This is a genomic window from Arthrobacter sp. G119Y2, from assembly GCF_038069765.1.
Classification (GTDB): domain Bacteria; phylum Actinomycetota; class Actinomycetes; order Actinomycetales; family Micrococcaceae; genus Arthrobacter_B.
In genome coordinates, this window is sequence record NZ_JBBPFS010000001.1 from 411906 (window position 1) to 428625 (window position 16720).

Here is a 16720-nt window from a genome sequence, read left to right on the forward strand (position 1 = left end):
GGGAAAGCGATGACTGAAAGCCTCCACAAGTACGCGGAGCTTTACCGGAAACAGGGGCCATGGTGCACGGCGTATGTTGATGCGGGAACGGGAACCGTAGACGGCCTGGAAGCCGCCGAGGTCCGCCCGGGCAACATCCGCGAGACATTGGAGCAACAGGGCGCTCCGGCCGAGGACCTGGTTGCCATGGAACAGGCGACGGCACCTGCGCAGGGGCAGCCATCTCCCGTGTCACGGTTTGTCCTTGTACGTCAGGGAACCGTGGAGCTGAACGAGCTGCTGCCCGGAGAGCTCATCATGCCGGAGCGGATTTCACTGGACGTGGTTCCGGATCTGCTGCCGCTGCTCAAACACCGCCCGGAGGAGTTCCCGTACATCGTTGCCGAAGTCTCCCGCGAGAGCGCCGAGATCCGGCTGGAATACATCGGCCGGGCCGGCCCCGCCAATGTGCAGGAGGTCGAGGGATCAACCGAGGACATCCACAAAATCCCCGGGGGCGGCTGGGCGCACGACAAACTGCAGCGACGCACCGAACAAACCTGGCGCCGCAATGCGGACCAGGTTGCCGAAGAGATCGACAGAATCGTGGACAGCAGCGGTGCCCGGCTAATTGCCCTGTCCGGAGACATCCGCGCCCGCACCCTGGTGAAGGAGCAGATCGCCGAAGCCCACCGGGACCTCGTGAACCTTGTGGGTGCCCACACCCACACGGGCGGCTCACCCGCCGAGGGCTTGGAAGATGAAGTCCAGGAGCGGATTGCCCTGCAGTGGGCAGCCGAGCAGCAGGACATCATGGACCGCCTCGCCCAGGAGGAAGGCCAGGCCAATCCCCAGTCCGCCATCGGCATTGGTGCCGTCCTCCATGCCCTGCAGCAGGCCCAGGTGGAGGTGCTGATCATGAACGACGGCGCACTTTCCGAGCGCCGTCTGCTGGCTCTCGGAGCAGAACCGTGGGTGGCCAGCGCCGGCGAACAGGCGCTGGGCGCGGAAGAACTGGGCACGGTTCCGGCACCTGCCGCTCTGCTGAGGGCCGGAGCGTTAACGGACGCCAGTGTCCTTTTGGTTCCGGAGGGCGTGCTGCCCGCCGGGACAAATATTGCCGCGCTGCTGCGCTGGCCCACCGAGCCGGCGGCACCCGGAACCAACGCAACGTAAAGGAGAATCATGTCCACCCCGAATGAAGACCCGACCACCGGGCCCGAACCGATTGTCCCCCAGGAGGACGCCCTTCCGCCGGCGGACCAGAGCGGGCACGGCAAGATGCCCGAGGAGATTGACGACGACGCGTTCCAGCGGGCGGCGGAACAGGAGCGCGTGGCGGCAGGACTGGCCGACTATGCACCCAGCGACGTCCCTCCGGCCACCGACCCCCTGCCGGAGGGCAGCTCCGAGGAAGCCGACCGTGCCCAGCGGGGGCTGGAGGATCAGTAAGCCAGGATCATCTGCGCCGCCCGTTCGGCAATCATGATCGTGGGCGCGTTGGTGTTGCCCGTGGGCACCAGCGGCATCACTGAGGCGTCCGCAATGCGCAGCCCGGGCATTCCGTGGACCTGCAGCGTCCGCGGATCCACCACGGCCAGGGCGTCAAGGCCCATTTTGCAGGTCCCCACCTGGTGGTGGTAAGTCACCACGGTGTCGCGGACGTACTGTTCCAGATCCTCGCTGCTGTCCGTGACCTGCGGTCCGGGGTAGATTTCCTCGGCACCCCATTCCCCGGCCAGTGCCGAGGTGCGGCCCAGCTCGCGGCACTGCCGCACGGAGGCGGCCAGCGACGCGACGTCGGCCTGTTCACTGAGGGCGCCCAGGTCAATGCGGATCGGGTCTTCCGGTGCCGGGCCGGAGAGGGTGATCTCGCCGCGGCTGAGCGGACGGACAATGCCGGCCACCAGGGAGAATCCGTTCTCGGGACCGGTCATGGAATCCAGGAAATACATCGGCAGGGAGAAATGGATGGGCTGGGTGTCCGGCACGGCCAGGTCCGGACGGGACTTCCAGAACAGGTGCGTTTCCGCGGCTCCCACTTCGGGAGCGGGCACCGGCTTGGCGGTGGTTGTAAAAATGACGGGGGAGAGCAGATGGTCCTGCAGGTTCTTGCCGACCCCGGGCAGGTCCAGGACGGGTTCGACGCCGGCCTCCCGCAGTTCCGCTGCCGGGCCGATGCCCGAGCGCAGCAGTACCTCGGGGGAGCCGATGGCTCCGGCGGTCAGCAGGGTTTCATCCGCGCTGACGGACTTGAGCCGGCCGTCCTGCTCGAACTCGACGCCGGTCACCGTCCCGTCCTCCACGAGCAGCCGGCGCACGGCGGCGCCGGTCAACAGGGTGAGGTTCGGGTTGTCCGCCACCGGGCGGAGATACGCGTGCCAGGTGTTGAACCGCTTGCCGTCGCGGATGTTCAGCTGCATCTTCGAAGCGCCCTCAACGTCACCGGAGTTGTAGTCCTCGTTGATCTTGATGCCCATTTCAGCAGCACCGGCCAGGATGGATTCCTGCACCGGGTTCATCGGGAAGTCCGCGACGACGTCGAGCGGTCCGTCGGTGCCGCGGCTCTCGGAGGCTCCGCCGTCGTAGTTTTCGATGGCCTTGAAGACCGGCAGGACGTCCTCCCAGCCCCAGCCCGGGCAGCCGAGGTAGTTCCATGTGTCGTAGTCCTGCTTGGCGCCGCGGACCCAGATAGTGGCGTTCAGCGCATGGGAGCCGCCCAGCACCTTGCCGCGGGGCAGATGGATCCGCCGGTTGGAGCAGCCGGGCTGTTCCACGGTGTAGTAATCCCAGTCTTCGGGGCCGTGCCAGAGGCCGCCGGCGGCGTGCACGTCGGCGATTACCGGGTTGGTGTCCTCGCCCCCGGCTTCCAGGACGGTGACCCGGTGGCCGGCGTCGAGCAGCCGGCGGGCAATGACGCAGCCGGCTGAACCGGCGCCGATGACGATATAGGAGTTCACGGAGACCTTTCACTGCGGGGGTGGGGGGAGGGAGCGGGAGCGGGAGAAAGAGTGGAGAAAAGCGCGGTGCCGGGCCGGCAGGGGGGGATCCGTTCCGGCACCGCGGGTATGGGGGACCCGTAGGTCAGTAGGTGGTCAGTAGCTGATGACCTGCGGGGCACCCAGGTGCTTGAGGCCCTCGACGCCGAACTCCAGGCCGTAGCCGGACTGCTTGGCTCCGCCGAAGGGAATCCTCGGGTCCACGGTGCCGTGCTTGTTGATCCAGACGGTGCCGGCCTGGATGCGGGCTGCCACTTCCCTGGCTGCGTCCTTGTCCGAAGACCAGACGGAGGCGCCCAGGCCAACCTCAAGGCCGTTGGCCATTTCCACTGCCTCGTCCACCGTGGAGTACCGGATGATCGGAAGAGCTGGACCAAACTGTTCCTTCGCGACCAGCGGATTGCTGTTGTCGATGTCCGCCACCAGGGTGGTGGGATAGAAGTAGCCGGGACGGTCGGGGTCAGGGTTTCCGCCGAGCACTATCCGTGCGCCGGAGTCGCGGGCTGCCTCCACGAGATCGGCCACAATGGTGTACTGCGCCTGGTTCTGCAGCGGCCCGAGGACGTTGTTCTCATCCATCCCCACGCCCATGGGCATCTTGGCGGCGACGCCGGCCAGCGCGGTGACGATGTCGTCGTAGATGTCCTCGTGCACGTAGAGGCGTTTCATGGCCGCGCAGGTCTGCCCGGTGTTGATGAACGCTCCCCAGAACAGGTCCTCGGCAATGGCCTCCGGATCGGCATCGGGGAGCACAATCCCGGCGTCGTTGCCGCCCAGTTCCAGGGTCAGCCGCTTCACCGTGTCGGCGGAGGAACGGATGATCGCCTTGCCGGTGGCGGTGGAGCCGGTGAACATGATTTTGTCCACGTCTGGATGGGCGGAGAGTGTCTCGCCGACGTCGCGGCCGCCGGAGACCACCTGCAGCACGTCGCCAGGCAGCGCCTGGTTGATGACGGCGGCCAGGGCCAGCACGGACAGCGGGGTGTATTCGGAGGGCTTCATCACCACGGTGTTGCCCATCCGCAGCGCCGGTGCGAGCTGCCAGACGCTGATCATCATGGGCCAGTTCCAGGGGCCGATGGCGCCCACGACGCCGAGGGGCCGGTAGTGCAGCTCGGCCCGCCCGCCGTCGTCGTCCACCAGCACCTCCGGCTCCAGGTCGAACGAGGCCGCGGCACGCAGCCAGGCGGCGGCGCCGCCGACTTCGAAGCGGGCGTTGGGTCCGTTCAGCGGCTTGCCCTGTTCGCGGGAGAGCAGCTCGGCGAGGCCTTCGGCCGCGGCATCAACGGCGTCGGCTGCGCGGTTCAGGGCTTCACGCCGGCCGGTGTGGCCGAGGGCGGCCCAGGACGGCTGGGCGGCGCGGGCGGCGGAGACCGCTTTCTCCAGGTCTTCAACGGTGTGGACCGGAGCTTTGCCCACCAGCTCGCCCGTGGCCGGATCCAGGATGTCCCGGCCTTCACCGGCAGCCGAAACGGTGCCCAGAAGGTCCTGGTAGGAAGTAAGTGCTGAGTCGGCGAGAGGCATATCCTGCTCCTTTGGAAGATGGTTGGACGGTGGTCCCAGTTAACTGTGGCTCAGGTCACCGCGCCAGCGGTTGGCTTTGCGTGAGTACTGCTTGGCAAAGCGTGCACAGCTCCTACGCGGCGCCTTCTTCCGGCAGGTCACCGCCGTGGCCGATTCCCGCATAGGTTTCGGGGCTGCGCCGGCGCAGCACCAGTCCCCAGGCGAGGCCGAGGACCCCGGGTGCCAGGACGATGGCCGGCAGCAGCCAGCCAAGGATGCTCGCTTCCTGCAGGCCGATCAGCACGTCGAAGTTGGCCACGATCATGCTGAACACTGCGGCCAGGGCGATGCCAGCCGCAGTCGGTGCAATCAGCCGGGTCCAGGTGCCGTACCAGGAGGCGTGGCGGTTCAGATAGCCCACCACCGCGAAGGACGTCAGCGCCATCAGCAGCACCAGGCCGAAGGCGCCCATGTTGGTCAGCCAGGTGAACAGGGTGAGGACGGGGAACAGCGGCCCGGATTCGGAGTTCCGGCCGGCGGCGGCGAAGATTAGCAGCACCACGACGGCGATGGCGGACTGGGTCAGGGAGCCAGCCACCGGGGCCTGGGTGCGGGGGCTGGTGGCGGCCAGGGCCTTGGGCAGCACGCCCTCCCGGCCGAGCGCGAAGAAGTAGCGGGCCACCACGTTATGGAAGGCCACCAGGGCTGCCAGCAGGCTGGTGACAAACAGCAGCGAGGACAGATTCACCGCCCACTGCGGCACCCGGTCGGCCAGGAACGCAAAGACCAGGTCCGGACCCAGTTCGGTGGAGCGCGCTATGACCTGGCTGTCCCCTTCGCCCACGGACATGGCCCAGGCGGAGAAGGCGTAGAAGCAGGCAATCACCACAATGGCGATGAAGGTGGCCCGGCGGGCGGTGGTGCGCGGGTCCTTGACCTCCTCGTTGTAGATGGCGCCGGACTCAAAGCCCATGAACGCAGCAATGCTGAAGGCCAGCGCGGCCCCGACGCCGGCGGTGAACAGGCCCGACGGCGCGAGGGAGGCGGCGGTGATGCCTTCCGGTGCCGCCGCCACGGAAATGAGGTCGTAGACAATGACCACGAGGAACTCCAGGGCCACCAGTGCGCCCAGCACCTTGGCCGAAAGATCCACCTTGCAGACGCCCAGCACGGCGACGACGGCCCACGCGGCCAGGGCGCAGATCCACCAGGCGGGCTCCGCCCCGCTCAGGCCCGTGATGAAGGAGGACAGGGCGAAGCCGAACATTCCGTAGATGCCGATCTGCATGGCGTTGTAGGCCACCAGGGCCACCCAGGCGGCGCCGACGCCGGCGGGCCGGCCCAGGCCGCGGGCAATATAGGCGTAAAACGCACCGGCGTTGTGCACGTGCTGACTCATGGCCGAGTAGCCCACGGTAAAGAGCAGGAGCACGGCGCCGAGAATGATGAAGGAGAGCGGGATGCCCGGCAGTCCGGTGACGGCGTAGTTGCTTGTCACTCCGCCGGCCACCACCGTCAGCGGCGCCGAGGCGGCAATGATCATGAACACGAGCGCCGGCACACCGAGGCGCCGCTGCCCCAGAGCCGTGCCCGGGCTGCGCTGCTGGGCGGTTAAGGACACGGAGGTCTCCTGACGGACGAGGCTGAGTCGATGCACCCGGAACGGGTGACCTTCACTGTGGCCTACGTCATAGTGCCACCGCTTGGCTTTCAGCGAGCACTGATTGCCGATATGTGCACTTGGCGCAAAAGCAGGTGGCCGTACTCAGGTGCGCCGGCGGTAGGCGGTGGGGGAGCAGCCGTGCGCTGCGCGGAAGATGCGGCTGAAGTGCGCCGGGTCGGGCAGGCCCCAGCGGGCGCCGATGGCAGAGATCGGTACGTCGGCCAGTAGGGGGTCGGCCAGGTCATGCCGGGCTCCTGCCAGCCGCCGCTCGCGGATCCAGGCCGCCGCAGTGGTTCCGCTGTCTTCGAAGAGCTTGTGCAGGCTGCGCGTGGAAATGTAGTGCGCGGCGGCCACGTAGCCGGGAGAGAGGTCCGGGTTGGAGAGCTGTCCGTCGATAAAGAGCTGAATCCGGTGCAGCATCCGGGTCTGGCTGCCGCCCTCCGCCGCCGGGCTGGAATAGGCCTCGTCCGCCAGCAGGGTGGCCAGCAGGTCAACGGTGTTCATGGCCAGCCGGTGTGCAATCGGTCCGTCGAGTTCGGGCAGCATGCGCGCGGTTTGCGTCAGGAACGGCACCACGGCACGGCCCAGCCGGTGTTCCTTGCCCAGCGGAATGGCGGTCAGCCCGCGCATCTGGTCTGCCGAGAGGCCCACCAGGTGCTTCGGGAACATCAGTACCAGCGTGGAAAAGCTCTCATCGAACCGCAGGGTGTAGGGCTCGCCGGTGTCGTAGATCGCCAGCTCCCCGGTGGTCAGCACCGTTTCGCGGCCGCCCTGGCGGAGGACTCCGCTGCCGGAGAGCTGCAGGTTCAGCTTGTAGAAACCTGATCCGCCGGCTGAGATCAGCTCCGGGGTGCGCCTCACGGCGTGCGCCATGGCGTCCACCTGGACTATGGCGAGTTCGCGCAGCTGGTGGCTGGTGAGCTGGCCCGCGAAGGACGCCTCCGGGTGGATCCCGGCGGGTGCCGTCTCGAGCGGAACAAAGGACTCCGAGATGAGCCGTTTCCACTCCGGAAAGGACTGGGCCCGGACGACGGCGCCGGCGGAGTTCCGGACGGTCCCGCCGGAAGCCACCCGGACAGGTCCGTCGGGAAGCATGGTTGTCATGGTCTTCCTTTCCCATCGGGTACCGGCAGTGTCCGTGGCGGCGGTCACATAGAGGGAACTTACGCGCTTTCCGGGCCTTTGTCGAAGTTTTTCTCCCTGTGTCGAACTTCCCGGCGGCGACCAGGGGTACGTGTGGTCCGGCCGGCGCACGCGGAACCGCGGCGACTGGCGGCACGGCAGGGGGAGACAAATGCCGAATACATCTGTACTGTACGAGTGTATAGACACAGAGGTACTTCAACGCTTTTGGAGGAATCATGAGCAAGCAGGGTAAAGGCATTGCTGTCGGCGTCGGTATGGTCGTCTTCGGTGCGGTTCTCTATGTGGTCTTCGGCCATATTGTGAAGGTCGAGACCCCGGTGATCGGACTTCGGCAGACGGGAGCGGTGATCGCTGTGCTGGGGATCATTGAGTTGGTGGCATTGCAGTGGGGCGGCGCCCGCAGGAGAGGAGACGATCTCCTCTGACGGCAGAAGAACGCATCCTCGGCGCGGTGCTGGACGTACTGGCCGAACACGGAGTCGACAGGCTCAGCATCAGGAGCGTGGCCCAGGCGGCGGGCATCTCTCCCGCCCAGGTCCAGTACTACTACCGGACCAAGCGCGACCTGGTCCGGGCGGGCTTCGAATATTCCAGCGGCCAGTTTCTCGCTGCCGTAGCGGCGGCAGAACCCGCCACGCTTCGGGAGCTGACTCTGCAGTGGCTCCCCCTGGATGAGGCGAGGGAGCGCCGTGCGCGGGTCTGGCTGGCCTATACCGAAATGGCTGCCCGCGATGAGCAACTTGCCGCTGAGGCTGCCCGCACTGACGAGGAACTGCGTCAGTGGTTCACCGGTGCCGGCGTTCCGGGGCCGCAGGCGGCAATGCTGCTGGCTGTGATAGACGGAGTCACAGCACAATGCCTGGTCCTGCCGCTGCCCCGGCGCCGGGAACTTGCGGAGAAGACGCTGTTGGCTTTTCTGGATGATCAGAACCTCAACGTGAAGCTTGACCGGTGAGCTGCCGGGAAGCGCGTCTAGCCGCGCAGTAAATCCAGCTGCCCGTCCAGCTGCGCAACCAGCTGGTCCGGGGAGTTGAAGCCCGGATCAAACACGGCAGCTACCTGTGCGCCCAGCAGGAAGGTCAGCAGGCTTTCGGCGGCGATCTCGGCCGGCACTCGTCCGCCGTCGTCCGCGCCCCGCGCCGCGGACAGCCAGCCGCGGATGCTGCTGCGCCACTGCAGCATGGCTGCGTCGTTGACCTCGGCCTGTGCCGGATCGTGTAGCGCCTGCTGCCAGAAGGCGATGACCACCCGCGCTTCATCCAGCCGGTTTGCGTCCAGGGGAAGCACTTCAAGGCAGAAGGCCCGCAGGGCCTCAAAGCCGTTCAGGCCCGCGGTTGCCGTCTCCCCGCGGCTGTTGGTGCGGGAAAAGACGTGGCGGAACGTTGCCTCCATGAGGTCCGATTTGGCGGGAAAGTACGGCTTAATCGCGCCGTTGGCATACCCGGCCTCGGCCGCGACCTCGCGCAGCGTGGCGCCGTCCAGCCCCCGCCGGGCGATCACCCGCCACGTGGTCTGCACGATTTCAGCGCGCCGCCGCTCATGGTCCACGATCTTGGGCATGCTTCCCTTCCGGTGCCGGCCCCCGCGGCCGTCTCGTCTCCGGCCATCCTAACGAGGCGGGACCGCCTCCAGGACCACGTTCCTGCGGGAAGCGGACGGGAGCTGCGGAAGATGCCGGTTTCCGGCGGCGGGTACAGGCCCGGTTCACACTGCCGGGGCGGCCGCCTCCGGCTGTCCGGCTGCAGCGGCTTCCGTTGAGAAAACCTGCCGGCCGGCAAACCAGGTCTGCTCGGCAGTGATGCCCGGAATCATCTCCACATCGATGGCGAAGGGATCCGCTGAGAGCACCACGAAGTCCGCCGACTTGCCCGGCGCCAGGGTTCCGGCGACGTCGTCCAGTCCCATGGCCCGGGCGCAGTCCACCGTGTAAATGCGGACGGCCTCCTCGAGGGTCACCGCCTGTTCCGCCCACAGAGTGCCGGGGAATTCTCCGGTCGGATCCTTGCGGGTGACCAACCCGTAGATGCCTTCCCACGGATTGGGGGAGACGCTCACCGGCCAGTCGGATCCGGCGGCCACGAGTGCTCCGGCGTCCAGCAGTGACCGGTTGGGCTGCATTTTTTCGGCGACCTCCGCCGGCAGCACCGATTTCATCGCTTCGGAGATTACGCCCGGGAACCACAGCGACGGCGAGATGTCCGCAGTCACGCCCAGCTCGGCGAAGCGCGGAATGTCGCTTTCCTGTACAAACTGGCCGTGGGCAATGTGATAGCGGACTTCGCCGTGTCCGGCTGCCCGGACCTTCTGCACGGTGTCCAGGACCAGGCGCACCGATGCATCACCGGTGCAGTGGATCTTGGCGGAGATGCCGCGGGCCGCCGTGCGCATCAGCCAGCCCTCCAGCTCTTCGGGTTTCATGGTGGTGGTGCCGCAGGTGCAGCCCGGCACGCCGTCCTCGGGCAGGTAGGGCTCCAGGAAAGCGCCCGTCCTGGCCGGCGGGACACCGTCGAGGAAAATCTTGATGAAATCCGGCCGGTGATGGGCCGAGCGCAGGCTCTCGCGGTGTTCGATGATGCCTTCGCCCAGCGGAGCCGTGCCGAAAATGAAGTCATTGGCCGCCATGGAGGTGACTACCCAGGCCTGCAGCCGCCCGGCGTCGTCGAGCTGTTTCAGTGCCTGCAGCAGCTGCAGGGAGCTGGCCGCGTCCTGGAAGCCGGTGATGCCATAGGCGTGGAGCATTTCAATGCCGCGCTCCGCAGCACGGGCCAAATCCCCGACGGAGTCCCCGCCGCCCGCCGCGCGGGCCTTTTCCACCAGGACACCCGCTGCCTCGAACAGGACACCGGTGGGCCTGCCGGCGCCGTCGTGCAGAATGCGTCCGCCCTCCGGGTGGGGAGTTTCCGGGCCGATGCCAGCTGCCGCCAGGGCGGCCGAGTTGGCCCAGCGGTTGTGCAGGCTGTCATCGCGCAGCATCGCCGGCCGTCCGCCGGTGGCCTCGTCCAGCCGGGCCAGGGCCTCGGGGGTGCTGATCTCCTCCAGCAGGCCGGAACCCCACTGCCCGCCGACCACCCAGGCATCCGCGGGCAGGGCCGATGACCAGGCCGCCACCTCGTCCAGGAACGCGTCGAGTCCGGCTGTGGGCGGAATGCGGCATTCGAACAGATCCGCCTGTCCGGCAGCGGAGTGGTGGTTGTGCACGTCCATCAGGCCGGGCATGACATACGCGCCGTCCAGGTCCAGGACTGTAGCGGCCTCCGGTGCCAGCGCGGCGGCAGCATCTCCGGTTGCCACGACGACGCCGCCGGCGGACGCGAGTGCGTGGGTCCGTCCGAGCGCCGGGTCCAGGGTGTCTATGACGCCGTTGAGCAGCACCAGATCGGGGGAAGTGGTTTCGGGCATGACGGGCCTTTCCGCAGAAGTTCCGTTCAGCTTCGCCTCCGCCGGCACGGGACGTCTTGGCGCCGAGCGTGCCGCACTTGTTGATGCGTGCACTTCTCTTCCCAGCGGTGTACTTGGCTCTTGTAACTCAGGTCACAGCCCGTTATCGTCTACAGCCATAGAAAAAACCCGTTTGATGAATCCGGAGAGTCCATGAGCCAGTGCCATTCCACCCCCGCATCCGGTCCCGAAGAAACAGCTTCGGCTACAGCAGTTCTGGCCACACCCGGGCAGGGTGAAGCAGCAGCGTACGCGCTGGCCGCCCCGGAGGAGATTACCGCCGTCCGGGAAACCCTTGAGGCCGCCGGACTGTTTCCGGAGACGGCCCGCATCGCGTACCTGGGCCTGGTCGATCCGCCCGCCGGCACAGACCAGGATTCCCCGGCCGACCGCCGGTTCCGGGTCTTCCTGCTGGACACCGACGGCGGCAAACCGCACGACGTCGTCGTTTCCGTCACCGCGCGCCAGGTGGTGTCCGACGTCGAACTGGACACCTCGGTAACCGGCGAGCTGCCGGTGCTGGAAGAGGAATTCGAGGTGGTTGAACAGATCCTTTCCACCGACCCGGACTGGCTTGCCGCACTCGAAAAGCGCGGGCTCGACGTCGCACAGGTCCGGGTGGCGCCGCTGTCCGCGGGCGTCTTTGAATACCCCGAGGAAAAGGGCCGGCGGATCCTGCGCGGCCTGGCCTTCCTGCAGACCCATGCCGAGGACTCCGCCTGGGCTCATCCGATTGACGGACTGGTGGGATACGTGGACGTCAGCGCCCGGACCGTGGACCAGGTGCTGGACTTCGGCGCGGTCCCGGTGCCGGGGGAACACGGCAACTACACCGACCCGGCCCTCACCGGACCGCTGCGCACCACGCAGAAACCGATCAGCATCACCCAGCCGGAGGGCCCGAGCTTCACCGTCACCGGAACGAATCACGTGGAGTGGGAAAAGTGGCACCTGGACGTGGGCTTTGACGTTCGCGAGGGCCTGGTGCTTTACAACATCGGCTTCGAGGACGGCGGGCGCGTACGCCGGATCCTGAACCGCGCCTCCATTGCCGAGATGGTGGTCCCGTACGGGGATCCCGCGCCCACCCGGTCCTGGCAGAACTACTTCGACACCGGCGAATACCTGGTGGGCCAGTTCGCCAATTCACTGGAACTGGGCTGCGACTGCCTGGGCGAAATCCACTACATCTCGCCCACGGTTTCCGATTCCCGCGGCAATCCGCGCACCATCCGCAACGGCATCTGCATGCACGAGGAGGACGCCTCCATCCTCTCCAAGCACTCGGACCTGTGGTCCGGCATCAACTACACCCGCCGCAACCGCCGGCTCGTGATCAGTTTCTTCACCACCGTGGGCAACTACGACTACGGCTTCTACTGGTACCTGTACCTGGACGGCACCATCGAGTTCGAGGCCAAGGCCACCGGCGTCGTCTTCACCAGCGCCTACCCGGGCAAGGACTACCCCTACGCGTCCGAGATGGCTCCCGGTTTGGGCGCCCCGTTCCACCAGCACCTGTTCGGTGCCCGGCTGGATTTCGCGCTCGACGGCGGCCCGGGCCGGGTTGAGGAAGAAGACGCCGTGCGTGTTCCGGCCAGCCCGGAAAACCCGCGCGGCAACGCCTTCACCCGCAAGCGGACCGTCCTGGCGCGGGAGTCGGAGGCTGCCCGCGATGCCGCCGCCGGCGTCGGGCGCACCTGGGTGGTGAGCAACCCCGAAAAGCTCAACCGGCTGGGGGAGCCAGTGGCCTACAAGCTGCATCCCGAGGGCCAGCCCACCCTGCTGGCCGACGAGGATTCCTCCATCTACCGCCGGGCGACCTTCGCGTCCAAGGCGCTGTGGGTGACCCGGCGGGACGAGTCCCAGCGCTACCCGACCGGAGACTTCGTCAACCAGCACTCCGGCGGCGGCGGCATTCCGGAGTGGGTGCAGGCGGACCGGGACATCGACGGGCAGGACATTTCCGTGTGGCACACCTTCGGCCTGACGCACTTCCCGCGGGTGGAGGACTGGCCGATCATGCCCGTGGACACCACCGGGTTCAAGCTGCGGCCCGAGGGCTTCTTCGACCGCTCGCCCGTGCTGGACGTTCCCGCCCCGGAATCCGGCGGGCATTGCCACCGGTAGCCGTCCGCCCTGCGGGTGCCGGAATGCACCCCCGCCTCTGTTCCGCTGCGGCTCTGGCCTCCGCCGGCGTGCACGTCTGGATGGCCGGGCAGCACTCCGGGTTCGGGGCTGCTGCCATGGTGGCCATGGCGCTGATGTGCCTGCCCTGCGTGCTGCCACTGTGGCGCTCCGGGTCCCTGGGCGCCGCGCGGATGCTGATGGACGGCGCACTGGCCATGGTGGCCGTTCATGCGGTGCTGCTGCTGGCCCCCGGCGGGGGAGGCGCCGGGCACCAGCACGGCGGGGCGGTTGCGGTCTCGGCTGCCGCTGCCGGCAGTGGAGCCACCTTCGGCATGCTGGCGTTGATCGGGTGGGAACTGTGCGCGGCTATGCTGGCCGCGACCTGGCTCCGGCGCCGTGCCGTTGCTGACGTGGCACCAACGGCACGGCCGGTACTGGGCCGCTACTGATTGCTTAAGGCTCAGCCGTTTGGCGGTTGGTAGCGGTGCCAGGCGCCGCGCCCGCGCCGTTCCCTCTCACCCGGCGGAAACCGACGGCGGTCAGGTAAATGCCAAGGAACGCCTCCCAGATGATCTCCGGGAGGGTGGCCAGCGCGGACGGAACCGAAGTCTGCTCATAGGTTCCGAAAAGCACGGCAAGGCCGGACAGCGACATCAATGGACCGCCGATCAGGCCGAACAACGCCATCGGCCGCGGCACCAGGTGCGAGCGGTACATCAGGAACCCGAGCAGCAGTCCGTTGCCGATCCCCACCACAAATCCCGGACCGAGCAGGAACGTCCAGCCGTGCACCGCCACCAGGGCCCTGGCCACGGGCAGGTACTCTCCGGCGTCGGCTCCGGTGCTCTGGCGCAGCGTCACCACGGTGAGCACGCTGAGGATCCCGACGGCAATGAGCGCGCATTCCATGATCCTCGCCGCAACATAACCGACCGCGGCGGTCTCGCTGTGCCGGCGGAGGACGGGATACAGCACGACGGCGGTGCCAATGTTCGTGATGATCAGCACCAGTTCACACACGGCTCCGAGCAGGATCCGGGTGTCCGCGCCGGGTCCGGTGAGGTAATCCGGCTCGGTGAGCAGCGGTGCGTACAGTGCTGCCCCGGCGATGGCCGAGGCGAAGGTGAGGAGGAAGAGGATCCCGGCGGTCCGGGCGGTCCGGTTGGAGGCTTTCATGGTGCTCCTGTCGGCCAAAGGTGTACTTCGTACACCGGATACCCTGAACGTAGGTGTATGCCGTACACTCTGTCAAGCATTACTTCCGGGAAGGCGGCTCTGTGGGACAGGTACCGAAGGCACGTCTGCAGGAACCGGCCGAACGCCGTCCGCGGCTGAACCGGGACGCCGTGCTCCGCGCCGGCGTCGAACTGGCCGATCAGGCGGGCATTGACGGCTTCACCATGCGCACGCTGGCGGAGGAACTGCGTGTGGTGCCCATGGCGCTGTACAAGCACGTGGCCAACAAGCAGGAACTGCTCGAGGGCATGGTGAACCTCGTCTGGGCCGAGGTCACCGAACCGGACAGCGCGCGCGGCTGGAAGCAGGCCATGCGGGGACGTGCCGTTTCCCTGTGGGCCGCGCTGGTGCGGCACCCGTGGGCGGTAGGGCTGATGGAGGCGGCCGGCCGGCCGGGACCGGAGAGCCTGCACCAGCACAACGCGATGCTGGGCTGCCTGCGGCAGAGCGGTTTTTCCTTCCGCACCACCGTCCACGTCATGAGCATGCTGGATGCCTATGTGTACGGCTTCGCCCTGCAGCAGAAAACCCTGTCTTTCGAAACCCCGGAGGAGTCAGCCGAGGCTGCCGCCGCCACCCTCGACGCTGAATCCGCCGAGGCCGCGGCACGGTATCCGTACCTGCTTGAAGTGGTGGGGGAGCTGGCGAAGGAAGGCTACAACTACGACGCCGAATTCGCCGTCGGACTCGATGTCCTGCTGGACGGAGTTGAATCTCTGCGCGGGTCCTGGCGCGGCGGCGGCGCAGGCGATTGACGCTTGAGCGCAGCCCGGGGCGCTTTAGCCGCGGGTGAGCTCTCTAGCGGCGGGTGAGCTCAATAATCAGGTACTGATTCCGCGACTCTATGAGGTTCTTCAGATACCGGCCAAGCACCAGTTTCTCGACTGCCCGCCCGACGACGCCAAACGGCGCTTCAAACTCGATCCGGTCAACCATCGTTGTTCCCGCCGGACCCTGGCTGAACTCGTGGACATGACGGAACCGCCGGAAGGGGCCTTTGACCTGCTCGTCGACAAAACGGGCCGGCGGCTCCATCTCGGTGATCCGGCTCGTCATCCGCAGCGGAACGCCGAAGTGCCAGGCCCGCCAGGCAACTTCCTCGCCCAGGGAAATGAGCCCCGACGTCACGCCGCCAACGGCTTCTTCGCGCGACCGCGCCATCGAGTCCTTGTGAGCGTCAATGCTTCGGGCACGGTCAAACAGCTCCGGTACGGACAGGCTCGTCAGCGTTGTGCACTCGAAGTAAACGGTCATGGACAGAGTATGGCACCGTGCCGGTCAGGACGGGGCAGGCGGGCCTGACGTTAGGGGACCACCGTGACGGTTTCTGCTCCGCAGCTCAGCAGCAGCACCTTGTCCGCTGCAGCAAGTTCACAGTTCCTGTCCTTGACGCGGGGGAAGCCGGCGAGCTCGTCGGCCGACCGGTTCCAAACGTAGTGAAAGCCCCCATGCTCGGTGTAGATATCGACCACGTCACCGTCGAACGCATCCTGGGTGACTACCACAGACTGTCCGGTGGCAGCTTCGAACCGGGTCTGGTCTTCGATCCCCGCCGCAATCAGGAAAATGAGTATGCTGACCAGAACCACCAGGGGAGATGCCAGGGCGGCTCCGGCATAGGTGATCCAGCCGACGGTCTGCCGGAGCCGGGATTTCCTGATCCGTCCGATCAACCCGTACGCCAGCAGCGCCAGGCCCACGGTTCCGCCCAGAAAGCTCAGCAGGATGATCCACCCGCAAATTTGATCCTTGGAGAGGCCGAAAAAGTGCAGCAGCACCCGTTTGCCATCCGCATCCTGCGACGGCGCAATCAGGATTTCATAGGCACGCCACACCGCCGGCGGTCATCAGGCCAAGGCCAACCGCTTCCGCCCGTTTTATGCCCGCTTTGCTGCTCGGTTCTGCGTCCTCCATAAGTAGAGGCTAGCGGCCGGAAGCGAAAGCGGTCCGGCCCACCGCCGGAGCGGTGAGCCGGACAGCGCAGCCGTTTAGACCGGCAGGCCGGTTAGGACGCGACGGCTTCGACGATCTTTTCGTCACCTTCGTTGATGGCCTTTACGACCGCGTCGTAATCGCCCTTGTCGATGGCTTTGTCGACCTTCTTGGCGGCCTTGCTGACCGCCTTGTCGACACGGTCCAGGTAGTGGTCCTCGACAACGGCAACGAGCGCCGAGGAGCCCGTCGGCAGCCATTCGTCCGCTTCCACACCGATCTTCTTTTCCTCGTGGCGCTTCGCGATGGCACCGGCACCGGCGCCAATGGCTGCACCGATCACCCCGGACAGCAGGAGAGGCGGGGCGAACAATCCAACCACGAGCCCGGCGATGGCCCCGGCTGTGGTGCCGCCGCCTACCAGCCTGCCCCCGTGCTCCTTGACGTCGACCCGGCCTGAGTCATCCCGAGACAGGACAACAGCGGCCACTACCCCCTCATCCTCCAGGCTCTTAATCGTCTTGAAATCCTCTGTAGCCGAGACAGCGTCGCTGTACGACGCCACGAACAAGGTGTAGTTGTGATCCGTCATGTTGAGCCCTCCAGTTGGGTGCGGCCGCTGGCAGCAGTCCGCCGATCATCGAACACAAAAAACTGTATTCCCGCTGGAGGGCACCAGTCGGTGCTTTGGACG

Annotated in this window: 17 protein-coding genes; 7 read left to right on the forward strand and 10 right to left on the reverse strand. The window is 66.9% G+C overall.

Translation table 11 applies throughout. The annotated features are described in order from the left end of the window. The first annotated feature begins 9 nt into the window (after positions 1-9). Together WKB88_RS01985 and WKB88_RS01990 are read left to right on the forward strand one after the other, a co-directional pair. Positions 10-1155: a baeRF2 domain-containing protein gene (locus WKB88_RS01985; RefSeq protein ID WP_341392863.1), complete on the forward strand. Its 1146-nt coding sequence runs from the start codon at positions 10-12 to the stop codon at positions 1153-1155. A gap of 9 nt (positions 1156-1164) precedes the next feature. Continuing rightward, complete coding sequence (locus WKB88_RS01990; protein ID WP_341392864.1) at positions 1165-1431, forward strand: hypothetical protein; 267 nt, start codon at positions 1165-1167, stop codon at positions 1429-1431. On the opposite strand, the gene WKB88_RS01995 is transcribed toward WKB88_RS01990, so the two are convergent. From WKB88_RS01995 to WKB88_RS02010, 4 genes are all read right to left on the reverse strand, one after another. After that, a complete protein-coding gene (locus WKB88_RS01995; RefSeq protein WP_341392865.1) occupies positions 1425-2939 on the reverse strand; it encodes a GMC family oxidoreductase in 1515 nt (504 codons plus the stop codon). The genes WKB88_RS01990 and WKB88_RS01995 overlap by 7 nt on opposite strands. 135 nt (positions 2940-3074) lie before the next feature. Further along, positions 3075-4502, reverse strand: coding sequence for an aldehyde dehydrogenase family protein (locus tag WKB88_RS02000; RefSeq protein WP_341392866.1), 1428 nt, complete (start codon positions 4500-4502; stop codon positions 3075-3077). A 112-nt stretch (positions 4503-4614) separates the two neighbouring features. Next, entirely contained in the window at positions 4615-6102 is a 1488-nt protein-coding gene (locus WKB88_RS02005; protein ID WP_341392867.1) for an APC family permease, read from the reverse strand. Positions 6103-6246: 144 nt separating this feature from the next. Then, entirely contained in the window at positions 6247-7248 is a 1002-nt protein-coding gene (locus WKB88_RS02010) for an AraC-like ligand-binding domain-containing protein (RefSeq protein ID WP_341392868.1), read from the reverse strand. 257 nt (positions 7249-7505) lie between these two features. Here WKB88_RS02010 and WKB88_RS02015 point away from each other — a divergent pair, with 257 nt between their 5' ends. Then, positions 7506-7715, forward strand: coding sequence for a hypothetical protein (locus tag WKB88_RS02015; RefSeq protein ID WP_341392869.1), 210 nt, complete (start codon positions 7506-7508; stop codon positions 7713-7715). A 26-nt stretch (positions 7716-7741) separates the two neighbouring features. Further along, entirely contained in the window at positions 7742-8245 is a 504-nt protein-coding gene (locus WKB88_RS02020) for a TetR/AcrR family transcriptional regulator (protein WP_341392870.1), read from the forward strand. Between the two features lie 17 nt (positions 8246-8262). Here the strand turns inward: WKB88_RS02020 and WKB88_RS02025 are convergent, their stop codons facing one another. Both WKB88_RS02025 and WKB88_RS02030 read right to left on the reverse strand, forming a co-directional pair. After that, entirely contained in the window at positions 8263-8850 is a 588-nt protein-coding gene (locus WKB88_RS02025) for a TetR/AcrR family transcriptional regulator (protein WP_341392871.1), read from the reverse strand. A gap of 144 nt (positions 8851-8994) precedes the next feature. Next, positions 8995-10689: an amidohydrolase gene (locus WKB88_RS02030; RefSeq protein ID WP_341392872.1), complete on the reverse strand. Its 1695-nt coding sequence runs from the start codon at positions 10687-10689 to the stop codon at positions 8995-8997. A 192-nt stretch (positions 10690-10881) separates the two neighbouring features. Here WKB88_RS02030 and WKB88_RS02035 point away from each other — a divergent pair, with 192 nt between their 5' ends. Both WKB88_RS02035 and WKB88_RS02040 read left to right on the forward strand, forming a co-directional pair. Continuing rightward, on the forward strand, positions 10882-12858 hold the full coding sequence (locus tag WKB88_RS02035; RefSeq protein WP_341392873.1) for a primary-amine oxidase: 1977 nt from the start codon (positions 10882-10884) through the stop codon (positions 12856-12858). A gap of 23 nt (positions 12859-12881) precedes the next feature. Continuing rightward, complete coding sequence (locus WKB88_RS02040; RefSeq protein WP_341392874.1) at positions 12882-13307, forward strand: hypothetical protein; 426 nt, start codon at positions 12882-12884, stop codon at positions 13305-13307. A gap of 4 nt (positions 13308-13311) precedes the next feature. On the opposite strand, the gene WKB88_RS02045 is transcribed toward WKB88_RS02040, so the two are convergent. Further along, on the reverse strand, positions 13312-14034 hold the full coding sequence (locus WKB88_RS02045) for a DUF4386 domain-containing protein (RefSeq protein WP_341392875.1): 723 nt from the start codon (positions 14032-14034) through the stop codon (positions 13312-13314). A gap of 101 nt (positions 14035-14135) precedes the next feature. On the opposite strand from WKB88_RS02045, the gene WKB88_RS02050 reads away from it, so the two are divergent. Further along, entirely contained in the window at positions 14136-14849 is a 714-nt protein-coding gene (locus tag WKB88_RS02050) for a TetR/AcrR family transcriptional regulator (RefSeq protein ID WP_341392876.1), read from the forward strand. A gap of 43 nt (positions 14850-14892) precedes the next feature. Here the strand turns inward: WKB88_RS02050 and WKB88_RS02055 are convergent, their stop codons facing one another. From WKB88_RS02055 to WKB88_RS02065, 3 genes are all read right to left on the reverse strand, one after another. Further along, the gene (locus WKB88_RS02055; RefSeq protein WP_341392877.1) at positions 14893-15348 is read right to left on the reverse strand and encodes an SRPBCC family protein; all 456 of its coding nucleotides are present in this window, start codon (positions 15346-15348) and stop codon (positions 14893-14895) included. A 50-nt stretch (positions 15349-15398) separates the two neighbouring features. After that, positions 15399-15929 (reverse strand): hypothetical protein, encoded by a 531-nt coding sequence (locus tag WKB88_RS02060; RefSeq protein ID WP_341392878.1) that lies wholly within the window; start codon positions 15927-15929, stop codon positions 15399-15401. 170 nt (positions 15930-16099) lie between these two features. Beyond that, positions 16100-16618: a DUF1269 domain-containing protein gene (locus WKB88_RS02065; protein ID WP_341392879.1), complete on the reverse strand. Its 519-nt coding sequence runs from the start codon at positions 16616-16618 to the stop codon at positions 16100-16102. Positions 16619-16720 lie beyond the last annotated feature (102 nt).

Excerpts from the sequence above, each read along its gene's own strand:
- WKB88_RS02010 (WP_341392868.1), bottom strand. The coding sequence starts at position 7,248 with ATGACAACCATGCTTCCCGACGGACCTGTCCGGGTGGCTTCCGGCGGG.
- WKB88_RS01990 (WP_341392864.1), top strand. The coding sequence starts at position 1,165 with ATGTCCACCCCGAATGAAGACCCGACCACCGGGCCCGAACCGATTGTC.
- WKB88_RS02045 (WP_341392875.1), bottom strand. The coding sequence starts at position 14,034 with ATGAAAGCCTCCAACCGGACCGCCCGGACCGCCGGGATCCTCTTCCTC.
- WKB88_RS02065 (WP_341392879.1), bottom strand. The coding sequence starts at position 16,618 with ATGACGGATCACAACTACACCTTGTTCGTGGCGTCGTACAGCGACGCT.
- WKB88_RS02035 (WP_341392873.1), top strand. The coding sequence starts at position 10,882 with ATGAGCCAGTGCCATTCCACCCCCGCATCCGGTCCCGAAGAAACAGCT.
- WKB88_RS02030 (WP_341392872.1), bottom strand. The coding sequence starts at position 10,689 with ATGCCCGAAACCACTTCCCCCGATCTGGTGCTGCTCAACGGCGTCATA.
- WKB88_RS02055 (WP_341392877.1), bottom strand. The coding sequence starts at position 15,348 with ATGACCGTTTACTTCGAGTGCACAACGCTGACGAGCCTGTCCGTACCG.
- WKB88_RS02015 (WP_341392869.1), top strand. The coding sequence starts at position 7,506 with ATGAGCAAGCAGGGTAAAGGCATTGCTGTCGGCGTCGGTATGGTCGTC.
- WKB88_RS02025 (WP_341392871.1), bottom strand. The coding sequence starts at position 8,850 with ATGCCCAAGATCGTGGACCATGAGCGGCGGCGCGCTGAAATCGTGCAG.
- WKB88_RS01985 (WP_341392863.1), top strand. The coding sequence starts at position 10 with ATGACTGAAAGCCTCCACAAGTACGCGGAGCTTTACCGGAAACAGGGG.
- WKB88_RS02000 (WP_341392866.1), bottom strand. The coding sequence starts at position 4,502 with ATGCCTCTCGCCGACTCAGCACTTACTTCCTACCAGGACCTTCTGGGC.
- WKB88_RS02040 (WP_341392874.1), top strand. The coding sequence starts at position 12,882 with ATGCACCCCCGCCTCTGTTCCGCTGCGGCTCTGGCCTCCGCCGGCGTG.